Below are 14095 nucleotides of genomic sequence, written 5' to 3'. Positions count from 1 at the left end.
TGGGCAGGACTCGTCGGTCAGTGCCCGACGACGATGATCAGGATGCCTGCCACGACCGCAGCCGCGCAGAGCGCGAAGCATCCGTACGCGCCGAACAGTGCGATCCGTCGCTGCGCCTCGGTGAGCGGACTCTTCTTCGCCGCCTTGGCCGCCTGCTTGGCAGCCCGCTTGAGCTCCTTCTCGGAGATCACGGTGATGGCGTCGGTGAACTCCGCCGGGCTCACGACCGGCGCGTGTCCGCTGCGAACAAGGAGCCGAAGACCGAACGCATAGAACGTCACGACCGCGCAGGCTCCGATCAGAGCCGCAAGGAACACCTGGACGAATGCGCCCCAGTCGATGCCGACACTCACTTCGACTCCTCGCTCTTCGCCGTCTCGGGACTGTCGACCCCGGGGCCGTCGACCCGCGTCGAGGCTCCCGTCTTCGGGGCCTTCTTCGCGGCCTTGGCCGCTGCCTTCGCCTTGGCGTCCGCCTTGGCCTGAGCCTTGACCTTCTCGCGCGCCTCCGCACGAGCCTTGGCCTCGGCCTTGGCCTCGATGATCCGCTGCTGTCGACGCGTGGGCGGGGGCGTGTCGGGGTGCTCGATCGCGAGCCCCGACTCGGCCACATCGCTCATGGCGTTCGCGGAGGTCACTGCATCCTTGCGGGAGCGAAGGAACAGGCCGATGATCACGGCCAGCGCAAGGACCGCGTCGATCGCGATGCCCCAGAGGCCGAGCCAGGTGATGAGCAGGGCCGCGAGGGCACCGACTGCACCTGCGGCCGGAAGTGTGAGGAGCCAGCCGATGGCGATTCGACCGGCGGTCCGCCAGCGGACCGTGGAGCCGCGGCGGCCGAGGCCGGAGCCGATGACCGAGCCCGAAGCGACCTGCGTCGTCGAGAGCGCGAAGCCGAAAGCGCTGGAGGCGAGGATCGTCGCTGCCGTCGAACTCTCGGCCGAGAAGCCCTGCGCGGGCTTGACCTCGGTCAGCCCCTTGCCCAGCGTGCGGATGATGCGCCACCCGCCGAGATAGGTGCCGAGGGCGATCGTCACCGCACAGGCGATGATGACCCAGAGGTACGGATCGGCCTGCTCGCTGCTCTGCCACCCGACAGTGATCAGCGCGAGGGTGATCACGCCCATCGTCTTCTGAGCGTCGTTCGTGCCGTGCGCGAGTGCGACCAGTGACGACGTGAAGATCTGTCCCCAGCGGAAGCCGTCGCGCCCGTCGGGCTTGCCGTCGTAGCGTCGCGTGATCGAGTACGCGAGCTTGGTCGCCGCGAAGGCGATGATGCCGGCCGTCAGCGGGGCGATGAGCGCCGGGAGGATGATCTTCGAGAGCACCATGCCGAAGTCGATGCCGTTGACTCCGACGCCGACCAGGGTGGCTCCGATGAGGCCGCCGAACAGCGCGTGCGACGAGCTCGAGGGCAGACCCAGCAGCCACGTCAGCATGTTCCAGGTGATCGCGCCGATGAGACCGGCGAAGATCATCGGCAGGAACACGTCGCCTTGGATCGTGTCCTCGCGGATGATCCCGTGCGACACGGTCTTGGAGACCTCCGTCGACAGGAACGCTCCGACGAGGTTGAGGACTGCTGCGAGAAGGACAGCGGTCTTGGGCTTCAGCGCGCCTGTCGCGATGGGCGTGGCCATCGCGTTGGCGGTGTCGTGAAACCCGTTGGTGAAGTCGAAGAAGAGTGCCAGCAGGATAACCAGCACGACGATGAGGGCTGCGGTTTCCACCGTTCGCTTTCGGTCGTTGAGGAAGAAAGGAGAGGTGTCGACGGGATCGACGTGACGAACGAAGAGTTCACCGTGGGTTTTACTTCCGTTAACCGGCCCCGGTAGATCCTCCCACCCTCCCGGGTGCCGGTCAACTTGACCTGGGATAGCGTGGGAGGCGTGACTGATGCCCCGATCGCAGACCGCCGCTCGACCCTTCGCACGCACCACGGTGACACCTTCGATGATCCATACGAATGGCTTCGGGAGAAGGAATCCGGCGAGGTCATCGCACACCTCGAAGCCGAGAACGCCCACACTGAAGCCGAGCTCTCCCATCTGACCGACCTCCGCGAGACTCTGTTCCAGGAGATCAAGGGCCGGGTGCAGGAGACGGATCTGTCCGTGCCCACGCGGCGCGGGGCCTGGTGGTATTACAGCCGCACCGAAGAGGGCGCGCAGTACGGCATCCACTGCCGTACTGCCGCGGCCGAGGACGACTGGACTCCCCCGGTGCTGGAGCCGGGCGTGGCGGTGCCGGGCGAGATCGTGCTGCTCGACGGCAACGTCGAGGCCGAGGGGCATGAGTTCTTCTCCCTCGGAGCGTTCGACACCTCGGACGACGCGACGAAGCTGCTCTGGGCGACGGACTTCGAGGGCGACGAGCTCTACACGGTGCACGTGCGCGACCTCGTGACCGGCGAGACGCTCCCCGACGAGATCCCCGACACGGGTGGCGCGTTCTTCACACCGGACGGCACCGGGATCCTCTACACGACTCGCGACGAGGCATGGCGGCCCGACACTCTCTGGCTGCACCGTCTCGGCACTCCCGTCTCGGACGACGTGAAGCTCTTCCACGAGCCCGATGAGAAGTACTGGCTCGGCGCCGGCATCACCCGCAGCCGCAAGTACCTGGTGATCGCCGTCGGATCGAGCATCACCAGCGAGGAGTACCTCGTCGATCTCGCCGGAGACCTCACCGCAGCTCCTCGGATCGTCTGGCCGCGCCGCGAAGGCGTCGAGTACTCGCTCGAGCACGCCGTGGTGGACGGCGAGGACCGCCTCTACATCCTGCACAACGATGAGGCCCTGGACTTCGAGCTCGTCTCCGTGCCCGCCTCCGACCCACAGAGTGAGCGCCGCATCGTCCTCGCGCACGAGCCGGGTCGTCGACTGCTCGGGATGGACGCGTTCCGCGACTTCGCGACGGTGGAGTACCGCCGTGAAGGCCTGGAACGGGTCGGCATCCTGGACTACACGACGGACTCGGTCGACGACATCGCCTTCGACGAGCCCCTCTACTCGGCAGGCGTCAGCGGCAATCCGGAATGGCACTCGCCGTTCCTCCGGCTCGGCTACACGTCGTTCGTGACTCCGGGAACCGTCTACGAGATGGATCTCGCCACCCGCGAGCTGCATCTGCGCAAGCAGGTCGCCGTCCTCGGCGGGTATGACCCCCGGGAGTACGGCCAGAAGCGCGACTGGGCCACGGCGTCGGACGGTACCCGCGTGCCGATCTCCCTCGTGTGGAAGCGATCGTTCGGAGAGCCTGGCGCCGACCCGCGCCCCGTGCATCTCTACGGCTATGGCTCGTACGAGCACTCGATCGACCCCGGCTTCTCGGTCGCGCGGCTCTCGGAACTCGACCGCGGCATCGTCTTCGCCGTCGCTCATGTCCGCGGCGGTGGCGAGATGGGTCGGCAGTGGTACGAGGACGGCAAGCTGCTGAACAAGCGCAACACCTTCACCGACTTCGTCGCGTGCGCCGAGCACCTCGTGGAGCAGGGAGTCACGTCGCCCGAGCGCCTGGTCGCCGAGGGAGGAAGCGCGGGAGGACTCCTCATGGGCGCGGTGACGAACCTCGCTCCCGAGCTGTTCGCCGGCGTGCTCGCGGCAGTGCCGTTCGTCGACGCGCTCACCACGATCCTCGACCCCTCCCTCCCCCTGACGGTGATCGAGTGGGATGAATGGGGCGACCCGCTGCACGGAGCCGAGGTGTACGAGTACATGAAGTCGTACTCGCCGTACGAGAACGTCCGCGACGGCGTGCGCTACCCGCGCATCCTGGCCGTGACCTCGCTCAATGACACACGCGTCCTCTACGTCGAGCCTGCGAAGTGGATCGCTGCCCTGCGCGTCGCCGGTGCGACCGACGCCCTGCTCAAGTGCGAGATGGTCGCCGGTCACGGCGGTGTCAGCGGACGCTACAACTCGTGGAAGGAGCGGGCGTTCGAGCTCGCCTGGATCCTCGACACGGTCGGCCTCGCATCGCGCTGAGCTCTCGAAGAACACAGAGAACGGGCCGATCCGCAGGGATCGGCCCGTTCTCTGTGGTGCACGCGATCGAGACTCAGCCGAAGAGCGCTGCTGCCTCGTCGTAGCGGCTGCGCGGAACGGTGTTCAGCTCGCCCAGAGCCTCGGCGAACGGCACGCGCACGATGTCCGTGCCCTGCATCGCGACCATCTGACCCCATGCCTTGTCGATGATCGCGTCGGCCGCGTGGAGTCCGAGGCGCGTCGCGAGCACGCGGTCGAAGGCTGACGGCGATCCGCCGCGCTGGATGTGGCCGAGGATCGTCGCGCGGGTCTCGATGCCCGTGATGCGCTCGATCGCCGGAGCGAGCTGGTCGCCGATGCCGCCGAGTCGAGGACGGTTGAATGCGTCCAGGCCCTTGTCGCTGTAGGCCTCATCCATACCGAGCAGCTTGAACCCCTCGGAGACGACGACGAGCGGTGCGCGACCGCGATCGTGCGCGCTCGAGACGAGCTCGGTGATGTCGTCGATCGACATGGGCACTTCGGGGATGCAGATGGCGTGAGCGCCCGCTGCCATGCCCGCGTGAAGGGCGATCCAACCGACGTGGCGCCCCATGACCTCGGCGACCATGCAGCGCTGGTGGGAGTCGCCCGTCGTGCGCAGACGATCCATCGCGTCCGTGGCGATGTTGACCGCCGTGTCGAACCCGAACGAGTAGTCCGTGGCGCGCAGGTCGTTGTCGATCGTCTTCGGCACGCCGATGACGTTGATGCCGTCCTTGGCGAGGCGGTCGGCTGCTGCGAGGGTCCCCTCGCCGCCGATCGCGATGATGCCGTCGATCTTGTGTCCGTACAGCGTCTTGGCGATGTTCTCGGCGCCGCCGCGCTCACCCTCGTAGGGGTTCGTGCGACTGGTGCCCAGGATCGTGCCGCCGACCTTCGACAGGCCCTTCACCTCGTGTCTGGTGAGCGGGAAGAAGTCCCCGTCGACCACGCCGCGCCAGCCGTCGCGGATGCCGACGAACTCGAGGTCGTAGGTGGTGGTGCCCTTGAGCACGATGCCGCGGATGACCGCGTTGAGTCCGGGGCAGTCGCCGCCGCTCGTCAGAATGCCGATCTTCATGCTTGCCTCAGACGGGTTCAGGGAAGGGGGAACAGGCGACGTTGCCTGCGATCGACACTAGCGCTCCGGGCGGACCGGGCGCCATTCGAGACGATGAAAACCGAGGATCTTGCCGCCGTTGCGCGACGATTCGCCAGAAATGCGCGATACGCCCGGCCGACATGAGAAATCGGCGCCAAGAAACAGAATTCTTAACGCCGATCTCTGTCGACTCGAGAAGGCTCAGACGACGCCGAGCGTCTCCCGCAGAAGATGCATGAGAGCGCCCAGCTGCACAGGCTCGGCCGCCGCCTCGTCGAGGGCCTCGCCGTCCAGGGCACGGGCCGCGAGGCCCTGCTTCTGATCGATGAGCTCCGCGATCTTGGCGTCGATCGTGTGCGCGGCGATGATCCGCCACGCCGTCACCGGCTCGTCCTGACCGATACGGTGCACGCGGTCGATCGCCTGAGTCTGCTCCGCGGCCGTCCAGGACAGTTCCGCCAGGACCACGTTGGATGCGGCCTGCAGGTTCAGGCCGACACCGGCAGCGGTCAGCGAACACACCGCGATGCCGACCTCGGGGTCGCTGTTGAAGTCGTCGATCGACTGCTGCCGCACGGTCGAGGTCTGGTCGCCGCGGATCGAGACCGAACGGATGCCGGCCGACGCGAAGTGCGCCTCCGCCTGGTCCATCACGTCGATGTGCTTCGCGAAGAACACGACCTTGCCCACCGATCGCTGCAGCTGGGCCGCGTAGTCGGCTGCGAGGTGCGCCTTCGCCTGTCCGATGCGCCGCACCATCGTGAAGACGTTGTCTCCCCCGGTGCCAGCGGCCTTCGACTCCTCGAGCTCGTTCTGGGCGACCAGACGCACGATGTCGTCGTCGATCTCGCCGGGTGCCAGTCCGCGATCCCCTCGCGCCTCGATGATCCGCCGGTAGCGGGCGGCGAGCCGCTCGCCCAACTCTCGCTCGGCCTGACGGATGCCGCGGCCGAACTCGTCGTCCAGCTGCACGGGAAGGTCGGCGATGAGCTTGTCGGGAAGGTCGGCGGCGACGTCCTTCTTCTTGCGCCGCACGATACCCATCGAGATCACGGCTTCGCGAGCCTCGGGGTAGAACGCCTTGTCTGCGGGGGTGAAGCCGGTCGCGTCGAGCTTCTCCATCAACTCCGGCCCGGGCTTCTCACCCGTCGTCCACCCGAGGAAGCGCCAGATCGCGTCGAAGTCCTCGACGTCGTTGATCAGTGGGGTTCCCGTGAGCGCGAGCATCAGCGGGTTACCGCCGGGGGTGCGCTCTCGAACGCGATTCGCGAGCGACAGCACGTTCTGCGACCGCTGGGAGCTGAGATTCTTGATGAAGTGGGCCTCGTCGACGACCATGCCCCGGAGGCCGATGGATGCGAGCCACGACATGTGGCGATCAAGGATCTCGTAGTTCACGATGAACACATCCGCGAAGGCGTCGATGTCATCACCATCGCCCTGGATCACGGTGGCCCTGCGCTGAGGGGTCCAGCGCTCGACCTCTCGCGCCCAGTTCATCTTGACCACGTTGGGCACGACCACGAGCAGCGGGTAGGCCCCGGCCACGGACGCCGCGAGCACCGACTGCGCCGTCTTGCCCAGACCGGGCTCGTCGGCGAGGAGGAAGCTCCTGTGCCCCTCTCGCACCGCTTCGAGGAAGCGGGACTGATGCACCATGACCTCGAGGCCCTTGGGCGAGAGGTGGTCGTACTCGGGCGCCGGAGGCAGGTCCATACTGGCTGCTCCTCCCCCGGCTCCGGTCTCGAAAGCCTTGTAGAGCGGGCCCATGAGCTCCCAGCCGTCGAGACGTCGACGCGGAGTCGTGGTGGCGCGCGGGGTGAGATCGGGCGCGAGGAACGGGTTCGCCAGCTGACGCGCCTCGACAGAGGGCGGGGTCACCTGCCGCTCGGCGATCGCCGCAGACACTACGGGTGCCTGAACGGGCGCGATGTCGGCGATGATCAGCTCTTCCGGAGCCAGTTCGGCCCCCGACTCGAGCAGCCAGTCGCGTCGCATGCGCTTCGCGACCGGTGAGGTCGCCTGATCGGCTTCGAGAAGCTGGATCAGCGACGTGTCGCGCGCCGCCGTCTTCGCCAGGATCGTGGCGACGCCGTCGAGTCGCTTGAGAAGCTCTGCGCGGGCGGCATCGGCGATGTCGGCATCCGCCTTGACCCTGGCGCGCTCTTCACGCACCAGGAAGGCGATGACCTGGAACTTGACCCGGTTGGTGGGTCCGAGCTTTCCTCGCTGCGACTTCGCCTCGATCTCACGCACCTTGCGGGCGAGGATCGGGATGAGGGGTGCCTCATCGTCGCGACGGGACGTCTTCTTGCGCCGTGTTGCGGCGGTTGCCGTGGTCGGCATGCTCCTCCTGAGCGTGAAGGCCGGAACACCCTGAGGATGCATCGGCCGTTCTCGGTGTCCGCGTGTGGCGTGAGCCAGGACCGTACGAACAGTATTTCCGGCGGTCGTCGACGAGCGAAGGACGCGCGAGGATCAGGGACCACCGAGGCCCATTCTATGCCATGCCGCCTGAGCCACGCAGATCAGGACACGCAGAGTTCAGGGCGAGTTCAGCGGGCGTCGCGCGACAGGACGGTCTCGGCATCCGTCACGTCAGCGGCCATCTGGGACTTCAGCCTCTCGATCCCCTCGAACGCGACCATTCCGCGCAGACGCTCGACGAACTCGACGGTGACGTCGTGACCGTACAGATCGAGATCGGTCTCTCCGATCACGTGCGCCTCGACCTGACGTTCGAGCACGTCGTCGAAGGTGGGGTTGGTGCCGACCGAGATGGCAGCCCGGTGGCGGAGACCGGTCTCGTGGTCGACGAGCCAGCCTGCGTAGACTCCGTCGGCCGGCACGAACGAGTCGACGGACGCCGAGAGGTTCGCCGTGGGGAAGCCGAGCTCGCGTCCGCGCTTGAGGCCATGCACCACCTCCCCGCGCACGTCGACGTTGCGGTCGAGCACACGCGCGGCGGCGGTGACATCTCCGGCCATCAGCAGTTCCCTGATCCAGGTGGACGACACCCGACGGTCGGAGCCGTCGAGGAAGACGTCGTCGACGACCTCTACCGTGAAGCCGTACTTCGGTCCGAGCTGTCGGAGGAGATCGGGGTTGCCCGCTCCGCCGCGGCCGAACCGGAAGTCCTCACCCACGAGAACGGTGGACACGTGCAGGGCACTGGTCAGGATGCCGGCGACGAAGTCCTCCGCGCTGCGCGCTGCGAGCTCCTCGTCGAACGTCAGAAGCAGCGTGGCGTCGAGCTCGAGCTCGCTCAGCAGCTCGATCTTCCGCTCGACCGTGACCACGTTCTCCGGGCAGCGGTCGGGCCGCAGCACGGCGAGCGGATTGCGGTCGAACGTGACGGCCACGGCGCGGATCCCCGACTCGGCAGCGATCTCCTTGAGGCGCCCGATCACCGCTCTGTGCCCCGCGTGGACGCCGTCGAACTTGCCGATCGCCACGGCGGAGGGACCGAAACCGGGGGGAACCTCGCTCGGGTCTCGGAAGACGATCATGCGCTCGCCTCGACACGGAGAGCGGACGCGACCGCACGGGCCGGCCTATGCGTGCGCAGCCACCAGATGCCGAAGATCGGCAGCACGAGCGGGATGAACAGATACCCGCGCCCGAACATCGACCAGACCGTGTCGTGCGGAAAAAGCTCGGGGAAGAAGATGCTGAGCGAGCCGACCACGAGGACTCCGGCGAGCTCGAAGACGATCGCCACCCAGGCCACCGCGTACCAGCCGCGTCGATTCGCGAGAACGAGCGCCAACGTCGCCAGGATGTACACGCCGGCAGCGAGTGCCGAGAGCGCATACGCGAGAGGCGCTTCGCCGAACTGGCGGAAGATCTGCACGAAGCTTCGCCCGGTCGCCGCCAGCGCCATCACGGCGTAGACGATCACGAGGACACGACCGATGCCGGTCATGCGGGAGGTGGGAACGGTGGTGCTCATAGCGTCCTCCATTCTAGATCCGGGCGGGAAGCCCCGGATGCCTCGCCGACCGGTCAGGCCATCTGGATGGTCCAGATCACGTGCATGCGCCAGATCATGATCGCGACGGCCAGCGCCGCCACCCCGAGGATCACCGTGCTCCAACGGCTCCTCTCCATCAGCGCCCAGAGCACGGCGCCGATGGGGAGCAGCACCGCGGAGACGAGATAGACCCAGTACTCGAGCAGGTCGCCCGTCGGCGGGTTCCCCACCAGCGGTGCCACGATGGCGACGATCACCTGCACGACGAGGAGCAGCTCGACGAGCGCGAGCGCACCGACGGAGTAGTCGCTCGGACGTCGTCCGGCCAGGCCGAGTGACACGCAGAACAGTCCGGCCAAGATCGCGACCGCCACCTGGGCGATCGTCAGCCAGAGGATCATCGAGCCGCCTCCGGCATGTTCATGGCGCTCTTGAGATCGGCACCGCGCCTCTCGACGACGCCGACCAGGACGCCGTCCTCGTCGATCGCAGCCGCGAGGGAGCCGGTCAGCCGATCCGCCTGGCCGACCAGCCGCTTGCCGTGACGCAGATCTCTCGCTTCCTCTGCCGACACCGGCATCACGTCCAGGACCCTCGCGGCCGCGGCGGCCGGAGTCAGCAGCGCTGTCTCGACGACGCCGTCGACCGTCACGGCATCCGCGACGTCGAAGTCGCCGACTCGCGAGCGCCGAAGGGCCGTGAGATGCCCGCCGACCCCGAGCGCTGCCCCGAGATCACGAGCGAGGGAACGGATGTACGTGCCGGAGGAGCAGTCGACGACGACGTCGAGATCGAGGAACCCGTCACCGGAACGCTCCGCCAGAACCTCGAACCGCGACACTGTGACGTCACGAGCGGCCAACACGACCTCTTCGCCGGCCCGCACACGGTCGTACGCGCGACGTCCGTCGACCTTGATCGCGGACACCGAGCTCGGGACCTGAGAGATCGCGCCGGTGAGCGCGTCGATCCCCGCCGCGACCCGATCGGGGGTGACCGAGTCCCAGGACCCCGCCGTGGCTCGGGTCAGGATCTCGCCGTCCGCATCGTCCGTGCCCGTCGTCTGTCCCAGTCGGATCGTCGCCTCGTAGGTCTTGTCCGCTCCGACGATGTAAGTGAGCAGTCGCGTCGCGCCCTCGACGCCGATCACGAGCAGACCCGTGGCCATGGGGTCGAGGGTTCCGGCGTGCCCGACCTTGCGAGTGCCGAGCGCACGTCGAGTGCGTGCGACGACGTCATGGCTGGTCAGTCCAGCTGGTTTGTCGACGAGGAGGATGCCGGGCGAGACCATCTCTCAAGCCTACGGTGCGCTCGAACTCCCCTCTGCCCGTCGCGACCCATGTCGACGCCGTCCGCCGCTCTTCAGGGGCATCGGTGTTCGCCTAGGCTGACGAGGTGCCTTCGACTTCGCATCCACCCGCCGAGGTGTCCGAGCCTCTTGCGGACTGGTACCGGGGTGCCGCACGCGACCTGCCGTGGCGGCGCACGGAATTCCGCGAGGATTTCGGCGCGTGGGGAACGCTGGTCAGCGAGTTCATGCTGCAGCAGACGCCCGTGAACCGAGTGATACCGCACCTCGAGGCGTGGCTCGCCCGGTGGCCGACGCCCGCGGCCATGGCCGCCGCTTCACCCGCCGAGGTCGTGCAGCAGTGGGCCAACCTCGGCTACCCGCGCCGCGCACTCTGGCTGCATCGCGCGGCCATCGAGATCTCTGAGCGACACGGCGGCGTCGTCCCCAACGACATCGATGCCCTCCTCAAGCTCTCGGGCATCGGCGACTACACGGCCAGGGCTGTCGCTGTCTTCGCCTACGGCGACCGGCACCCCGTCGTCGACACGAACACTCGACGTGTGATGGCGCGCGCCATCCTCGGCCGAGCACAGCCGGGACCGCCCTCGCGTCGCGACCTGGCGCTGATGGACTCGCTGCTGCCCGCCGATGTCACAGAGTCCGCCGTGTTCAACGCGGCCGCGATGGAGCTGGGCGCGACGGTGTGCACGGCACGCTCGCCGCGCTGCGACGTCTGCCCGCTGAGCGACACATGCGCGTGGCTGGCCGCAGGGCGACCCGAGACCGGTGACACCCGCAGACGCCAAGCCGCCTTCGAGGGTTCTGACCGTCAGGCGCGAGGAGCCGTGCTGCGGGTGCTGCGAACCGCCGCGCCCACCCCGGTCCTGATCGACTCCGTGCTGGCCGACTGGCCCGATCCGCTTCAGCGCGACCGTGCGATCGACTCGCTCATCGCCGACGGCCTCGCCGAGGCCGATGGCGAACTGCTGTCGCTTCCCCGCTGAGTCCGCCCGTCAGACGAACTGCCCGATGCGGTGAGCGAGCACCGTGAGCTCGACTCGGGTCCTCACCTCGAGCTTCATGAAGACCCGGCCGAGGTGCACCTCCACGGTGCGCACCGATACGTGGAGCGCATCCGCGATGTCGCGGTTAGAAGCTCCGCCGACCGCCAGCATCGCCACCTCGAACTCTCGAGCGGTGAGCATCGACTCCCACACTCGCCGGCACGAGGAGAGCGGGTCACCGCTGGCGGCAGCTCCGTCGGAGGCCTCCACCTGCTCCAGACGCACCGAGACCGCTCTCGCCCATGCCGTCGCACCGGAGACCTCGAGCAGGTTCCGTGCCATCGAGAGGTGCTCCCGTCCGAGACCCACGTCTCCCTTGATCAGCGACCTCGTGCCGATCATCGCCTCGACCCGTCCGCGCGAGAAAGGCGAGGTCAAGGTCCGTGCGGCGGCGACCACGACCGGCCGCGCAAGGCGCCACTCGTCGTCCGAGCAGCTGGTGATCTGCACGCGCAGCCGTTGCGCCAGAGCGATCTCGGGCGGTTCGATCCGCTGCGGGCTCCATGGTCCGCCATGCGTGACCACGATCGCCTCCTCCAGCCCCGGCACCGACAGGGTCGGCTGAGGAGCGCCGCGATCCCTCCAGAGCCGCATGCACGCCGCGGCCTCGGCCGAGTGTCCCGACAGGAATGATTCGATCCCCCTGTCCACCAGCTGATCGATGCGCAGAGGGGCCGGGAGGGCGGCGGTGAGAGCCTTGGCGAACGGCCCCAGATGTCCGAGAACCGCGAGATCGAGGCGTCGTGCGATCACGACGCCGAGCCCGGCGAAAGGCAGCGCCACAGGCAGCTCGACGGCCGCACGAAGCATCCGGTCGCGCGCGGCGCCGATGTCTCCACGCCACATCAGGAGCAGCACCTCGGCGACCGCGCGGTACGCCGCGACGAGTGGACTGAGCTCGAAGCCGGCCACGAACGGGTCGACCTCGACGCCGACCGGCGAGTCACCTGCGGCGAGCAGGCTCAGCCCCCGGTCGACGTCCCCGTCGACCGCCGCTTGCAGAGCCCTCAACAGGCCGCCGGTGAGGGGCCCGGCCCCGCGAACGTCGTCCTTCTCGCGGTCGCCGATGACGAGCCAGGCCAGTGCGACGACCGGATCTCGGAGTTCGCGATCGGCTTCGACGCGCGCGCTCGCGTGACGGAGAGCGTCGAGCCACGAGCGCATCGTGCGACGGTCACCGCGTTCGGCGCACAACATCGCCGCGAAGGCAGCAGCTCGCGCCCAGGAGTACCAGTGCTCCGCGTCATCGCGATCCGGCCGGATCACGCTCATGTCGACCTCGGGAACTGACCCGCGCAGATGCGTCTCGGCGACGAGCAGCCCGCCGAGCCCCTGGAGCCGATAGAGCTCGTCGCCACCGGGGAAGAGACTTCCGAGCCGTCGCGCCGCCTCGACCGCGTGCCCGGCCGCGATGGCGGCGACACCGGCGACGAGGTTCGCCTCGTCCTGCTCGACCCCGCTCGAGTGGGCGGCGGCTTCTGCAGCGAGGTGGAAGGCGCGCTCGCTGAGTCCCGCCTCCGAATGCTCCCTGGCTATCCGTGTGAGCTCCCCGGCAGTCACCGGTTCGCCGTGCATCGCAGCTCGAGCGCTGTGCCAGTCGGCGTCCACCTGCTCGCCGCGTTCGTCGAAGAGTCGGTGGAGTCGCAGGTGCACTGCAGCAGCCGCGGAGGAGGGCGTCGTCGCTCGCAACCAGATCGCCAAGCGGGGGTCGGACAGACGGACGCGACCGGCGTGGATGTCGAGGAGCGCTCCGAGAGGGCCTGTGGTGAGCTCCGCGGCAGAACGACCGGCGAAACCGACCAGCGGATCCAGCCTGTCGTCGAGGCGCATCGACACCGCGATGAGCACCTCACGGTCGCTGTCGTCCAGCTCCAGCTGGGCGAAAAGCGTCTCGACCGATGACACCATCGGCAACGGTGAGGGGAGCGCCCTGAGCCCCTGCCGTTGAGCCGCGTCAAGACGAGCTGCGACGGCCAGGATCGTGTGAGGGTCCTCCGACAGCTCGGCCGCGAGTCGCGCCGCGACATGCGGCGCGCAGCTCAGGTCGTGCTCGAGGAGTTCTTCGAGAATCGTCTCGACAGCTGCCGGTGCGACCGAAGCTGTCCCCTGCGCACGCGAAACGTCGATGCTGAACTCCCCAGTCCCCACGGGCGACCGCCCGTTAGGCCGAGATTACCAAGACTGCTCACGCCCTCAGACGAGGGCGCGATATTCAGGCCTGCGTGTCGTCGTCTTCCTGGCGCAGGTACGGGTCTGCGTCACCGGCGTGCGAGGCGGAGGAGGCGAGCTTCGCCACGTCGGCATCGCGCTGCTGCGCCTCGCGAAGAAGCGCCGAGATGTGATCGGCGTTCTCGGGCAGCGCGTCGGGGATGAACTCGAGCGTCGGAACCAGGCGGGTGCTCAGCTGCTTCCCGACCTCGCTGCGGAGCATGCCGGTCGCGGAGGTCAGCGCCGCACCGCTGGAGAGGCGCTCCTCCTCGGTGCCCAGCACCGTGTAGAACACGGAGGCGTGCTGCAGGTCTCCGCTCACGCGGACGTCGGTGATGGTCACGAATCCGAGTCGCGGGTCGCGCAGACCCTTCTCCAGTCGCTCTGCGAGGATCACACGAATGCGATCGGCCAGACGTGCCTGTCGTTCACCAGCCATTGTTCTCTC

12 protein-coding genes are annotated in these 14095 nt (G+C 68.0%); 2 read left to right on the top strand and 10 right to left on the bottom strand.

Translation table 11 applies throughout. From position 1 onward, the window contains the following. Positions 1 to 17: 17 nt before the first annotated feature. Both ASE34_RS08120 and ASE34_RS08115 read right to left on the bottom strand, forming a co-directional pair. Positions 18 to 353, bottom strand: a complete 336-nt coding sequence (locus ASE34_RS08120; protein WP_056278458.1) for a hypothetical protein — start codon at positions 351 to 353, stop codon at positions 18 to 20. Beyond that, entirely contained in the window at positions 350 to 1729 is a 1380-nt protein-coding gene (locus ASE34_RS08115) for an inorganic phosphate transporter (protein WP_053095797.1), read from the bottom strand. The genes ASE34_RS08120 and ASE34_RS08115 overlap by 4 nt, the downstream gene beginning before the upstream one ends. Positions 1730 to 1888: 159 nt before the next feature. On the opposite strand from ASE34_RS08115, the gene ASE34_RS08110 reads away from it, so the two are divergent. Continuing rightward, positions 1889 to 3988, top strand: a complete 2100-nt coding sequence (locus tag ASE34_RS08110) for a S9 family peptidase (RefSeq protein ID WP_056279030.1) — start codon at positions 1889 to 1891, stop codon at positions 3986 to 3988. Between the two features lie 73 nt (positions 3989 to 4061). On the opposite strand, the gene ASE34_RS08105 is transcribed toward ASE34_RS08110, so the two are convergent. The 6 genes from ASE34_RS08105 to truB form a co-directional block, all read right to left on the bottom strand. After that, a complete protein-coding gene (locus tag ASE34_RS08105; protein ID WP_053095796.1) occupies positions 4062 to 5090 on the bottom strand; it encodes an ATP-dependent 6-phosphofructokinase in 1029 nt (342 codons plus the stop codon). Positions 5091 to 5312: 222 nt separating this feature from the next. After that, the gene (locus ASE34_RS08100; RefSeq protein ID WP_053095795.1) at positions 5313 to 7457 is read right to left on the bottom strand and encodes a DEAD/DEAH box helicase; all 2145 of its coding nucleotides are present in this window, start codon (positions 7455 to 7457) and stop codon (positions 5313 to 5315) included. Positions 7458 to 7666: 209 nt separating this feature from the next. Further along, positions 7667 to 8620 (bottom strand): bifunctional riboflavin kinase/FAD synthetase, encoded by a 954-nt coding sequence (locus ASE34_RS08095; protein WP_056278455.1) that lies wholly within the window; start codon positions 8618 to 8620, stop codon positions 7667 to 7669. Then, entirely contained in the window at positions 8617 to 9063 is a 447-nt protein-coding gene (locus ASE34_RS08090) for a hypothetical protein (protein ID WP_235567465.1), read from the bottom strand. The genes ASE34_RS08095 and ASE34_RS08090 overlap by 4 nt, the downstream gene beginning before the upstream one ends. 53 nt (positions 9064 to 9116) lie before the next feature. Beyond that, positions 9117 to 9485, bottom strand: coding sequence for a hypothetical protein (locus ASE34_RS08085; RefSeq protein WP_056278448.1), 369 nt, complete (start codon positions 9483 to 9485; stop codon positions 9117 to 9119). Further along, positions 9482 to 10375 carry a tRNA pseudouridine(55) synthase TruB gene (gene truB, locus ASE34_RS08080; RefSeq protein ID WP_053095791.1) on the bottom strand — a complete coding sequence of 298 codons (894 nt, stop codon included), beginning with the start codon at positions 10373 to 10375 and terminating at the stop codon, positions 9482 to 9484. The genes ASE34_RS08085 and truB overlap by 4 nt, the downstream gene beginning before the upstream one ends. A 104-nt stretch (positions 10376 to 10479) precedes the next feature. Here truB and ASE34_RS08075 point away from each other — a divergent pair, with 104 nt between their 5' ends. Then, positions 10480 to 11379, top strand: coding sequence for an A/G-specific adenine glycosylase (locus tag ASE34_RS08075; protein ID WP_056278447.1), 900 nt, complete (start codon positions 10480 to 10482; stop codon positions 11377 to 11379). Positions 11380 to 11388: 9 nt separating this feature from the next. On the opposite strand, the gene ASE34_RS18130 is transcribed toward ASE34_RS08075, so the two are convergent. Both ASE34_RS18130 and rbfA read right to left on the bottom strand, forming a co-directional pair. Then, positions 11389 to 13587 (bottom strand): helix-turn-helix transcriptional regulator, encoded by a 2199-nt coding sequence (locus ASE34_RS18130; protein ID WP_056278443.1) that lies wholly within the window; start codon positions 13585 to 13587, stop codon positions 11389 to 11391. Between the two features lie 64 nt (positions 13588 to 13651). Beyond that, positions 13652 to 14086, bottom strand: a complete 435-nt coding sequence (gene rbfA / locus ASE34_RS08065) for a 30S ribosome-binding factor RbfA (RefSeq protein ID WP_053095788.1) — start codon at positions 14084 to 14086, stop codon at positions 13652 to 13654. Positions 14087 to 14095: the final 9 nt, after the last annotated feature.

Origin of the sequence: Microbacterium sp. Root280D1, assembly GCF_001428975.1 — a bacterium.
In the GTDB taxonomy this organism is placed as follows: domain Bacteria; phylum Actinomycetota; class Actinomycetes; order Actinomycetales; family Microbacteriaceae; genus Microbacterium.
Note: the sequence above shows the minus strand (reverse complement) of the source record. Positions and strands in the feature narration are given on the sequence as shown.

Bases quoted from the DNA above. Each gene is read 5' to 3' on its own strand.
- ASE34_RS08095 (WP_056278455.1), bottom strand. From the start codon at position 8,620: ATGATCGTCTTCCGAGACCCGAGCGAGGTTCCCCCCGGTTTCGGTCCC.
- rbfA (WP_053095788.1), bottom strand. From the start codon at position 14,086: ATGGCTGGTGAACGACAGGCACGTCTGGCCGATCGCATTCGTGTGATC.
- ASE34_RS08105 (WP_053095796.1), bottom strand. From the start codon at position 5,090: ATGAAGATCGGCATTCTGACGAGCGGCGGCGACTGCCCCGGACTCAAC.
- ASE34_RS08100 (WP_053095795.1), bottom strand. From the start codon at position 7,457: ATGCCGACCACGGCAACCGCCGCAACACGGCGCAAGAAGACGTCCCGT.
- truB (WP_053095791.1), bottom strand. From the start codon at position 10,375: ATGGTCTCGCCCGGCATCCTCCTCGTCGACAAACCAGCTGGACTGACC.
- ASE34_RS08085 (WP_056278448.1), bottom strand. From the start codon at position 9,485: ATGATCCTCTGGCTGACGATCGCCCAGGTGGCGGTCGCGATCTTGGCC.
- ASE34_RS08090 (WP_235567465.1), bottom strand. From the start codon at position 9,063: ATGAGCACCACCGTTCCCACCTCCCGCATGACCGGCATCGGTCGTGTC.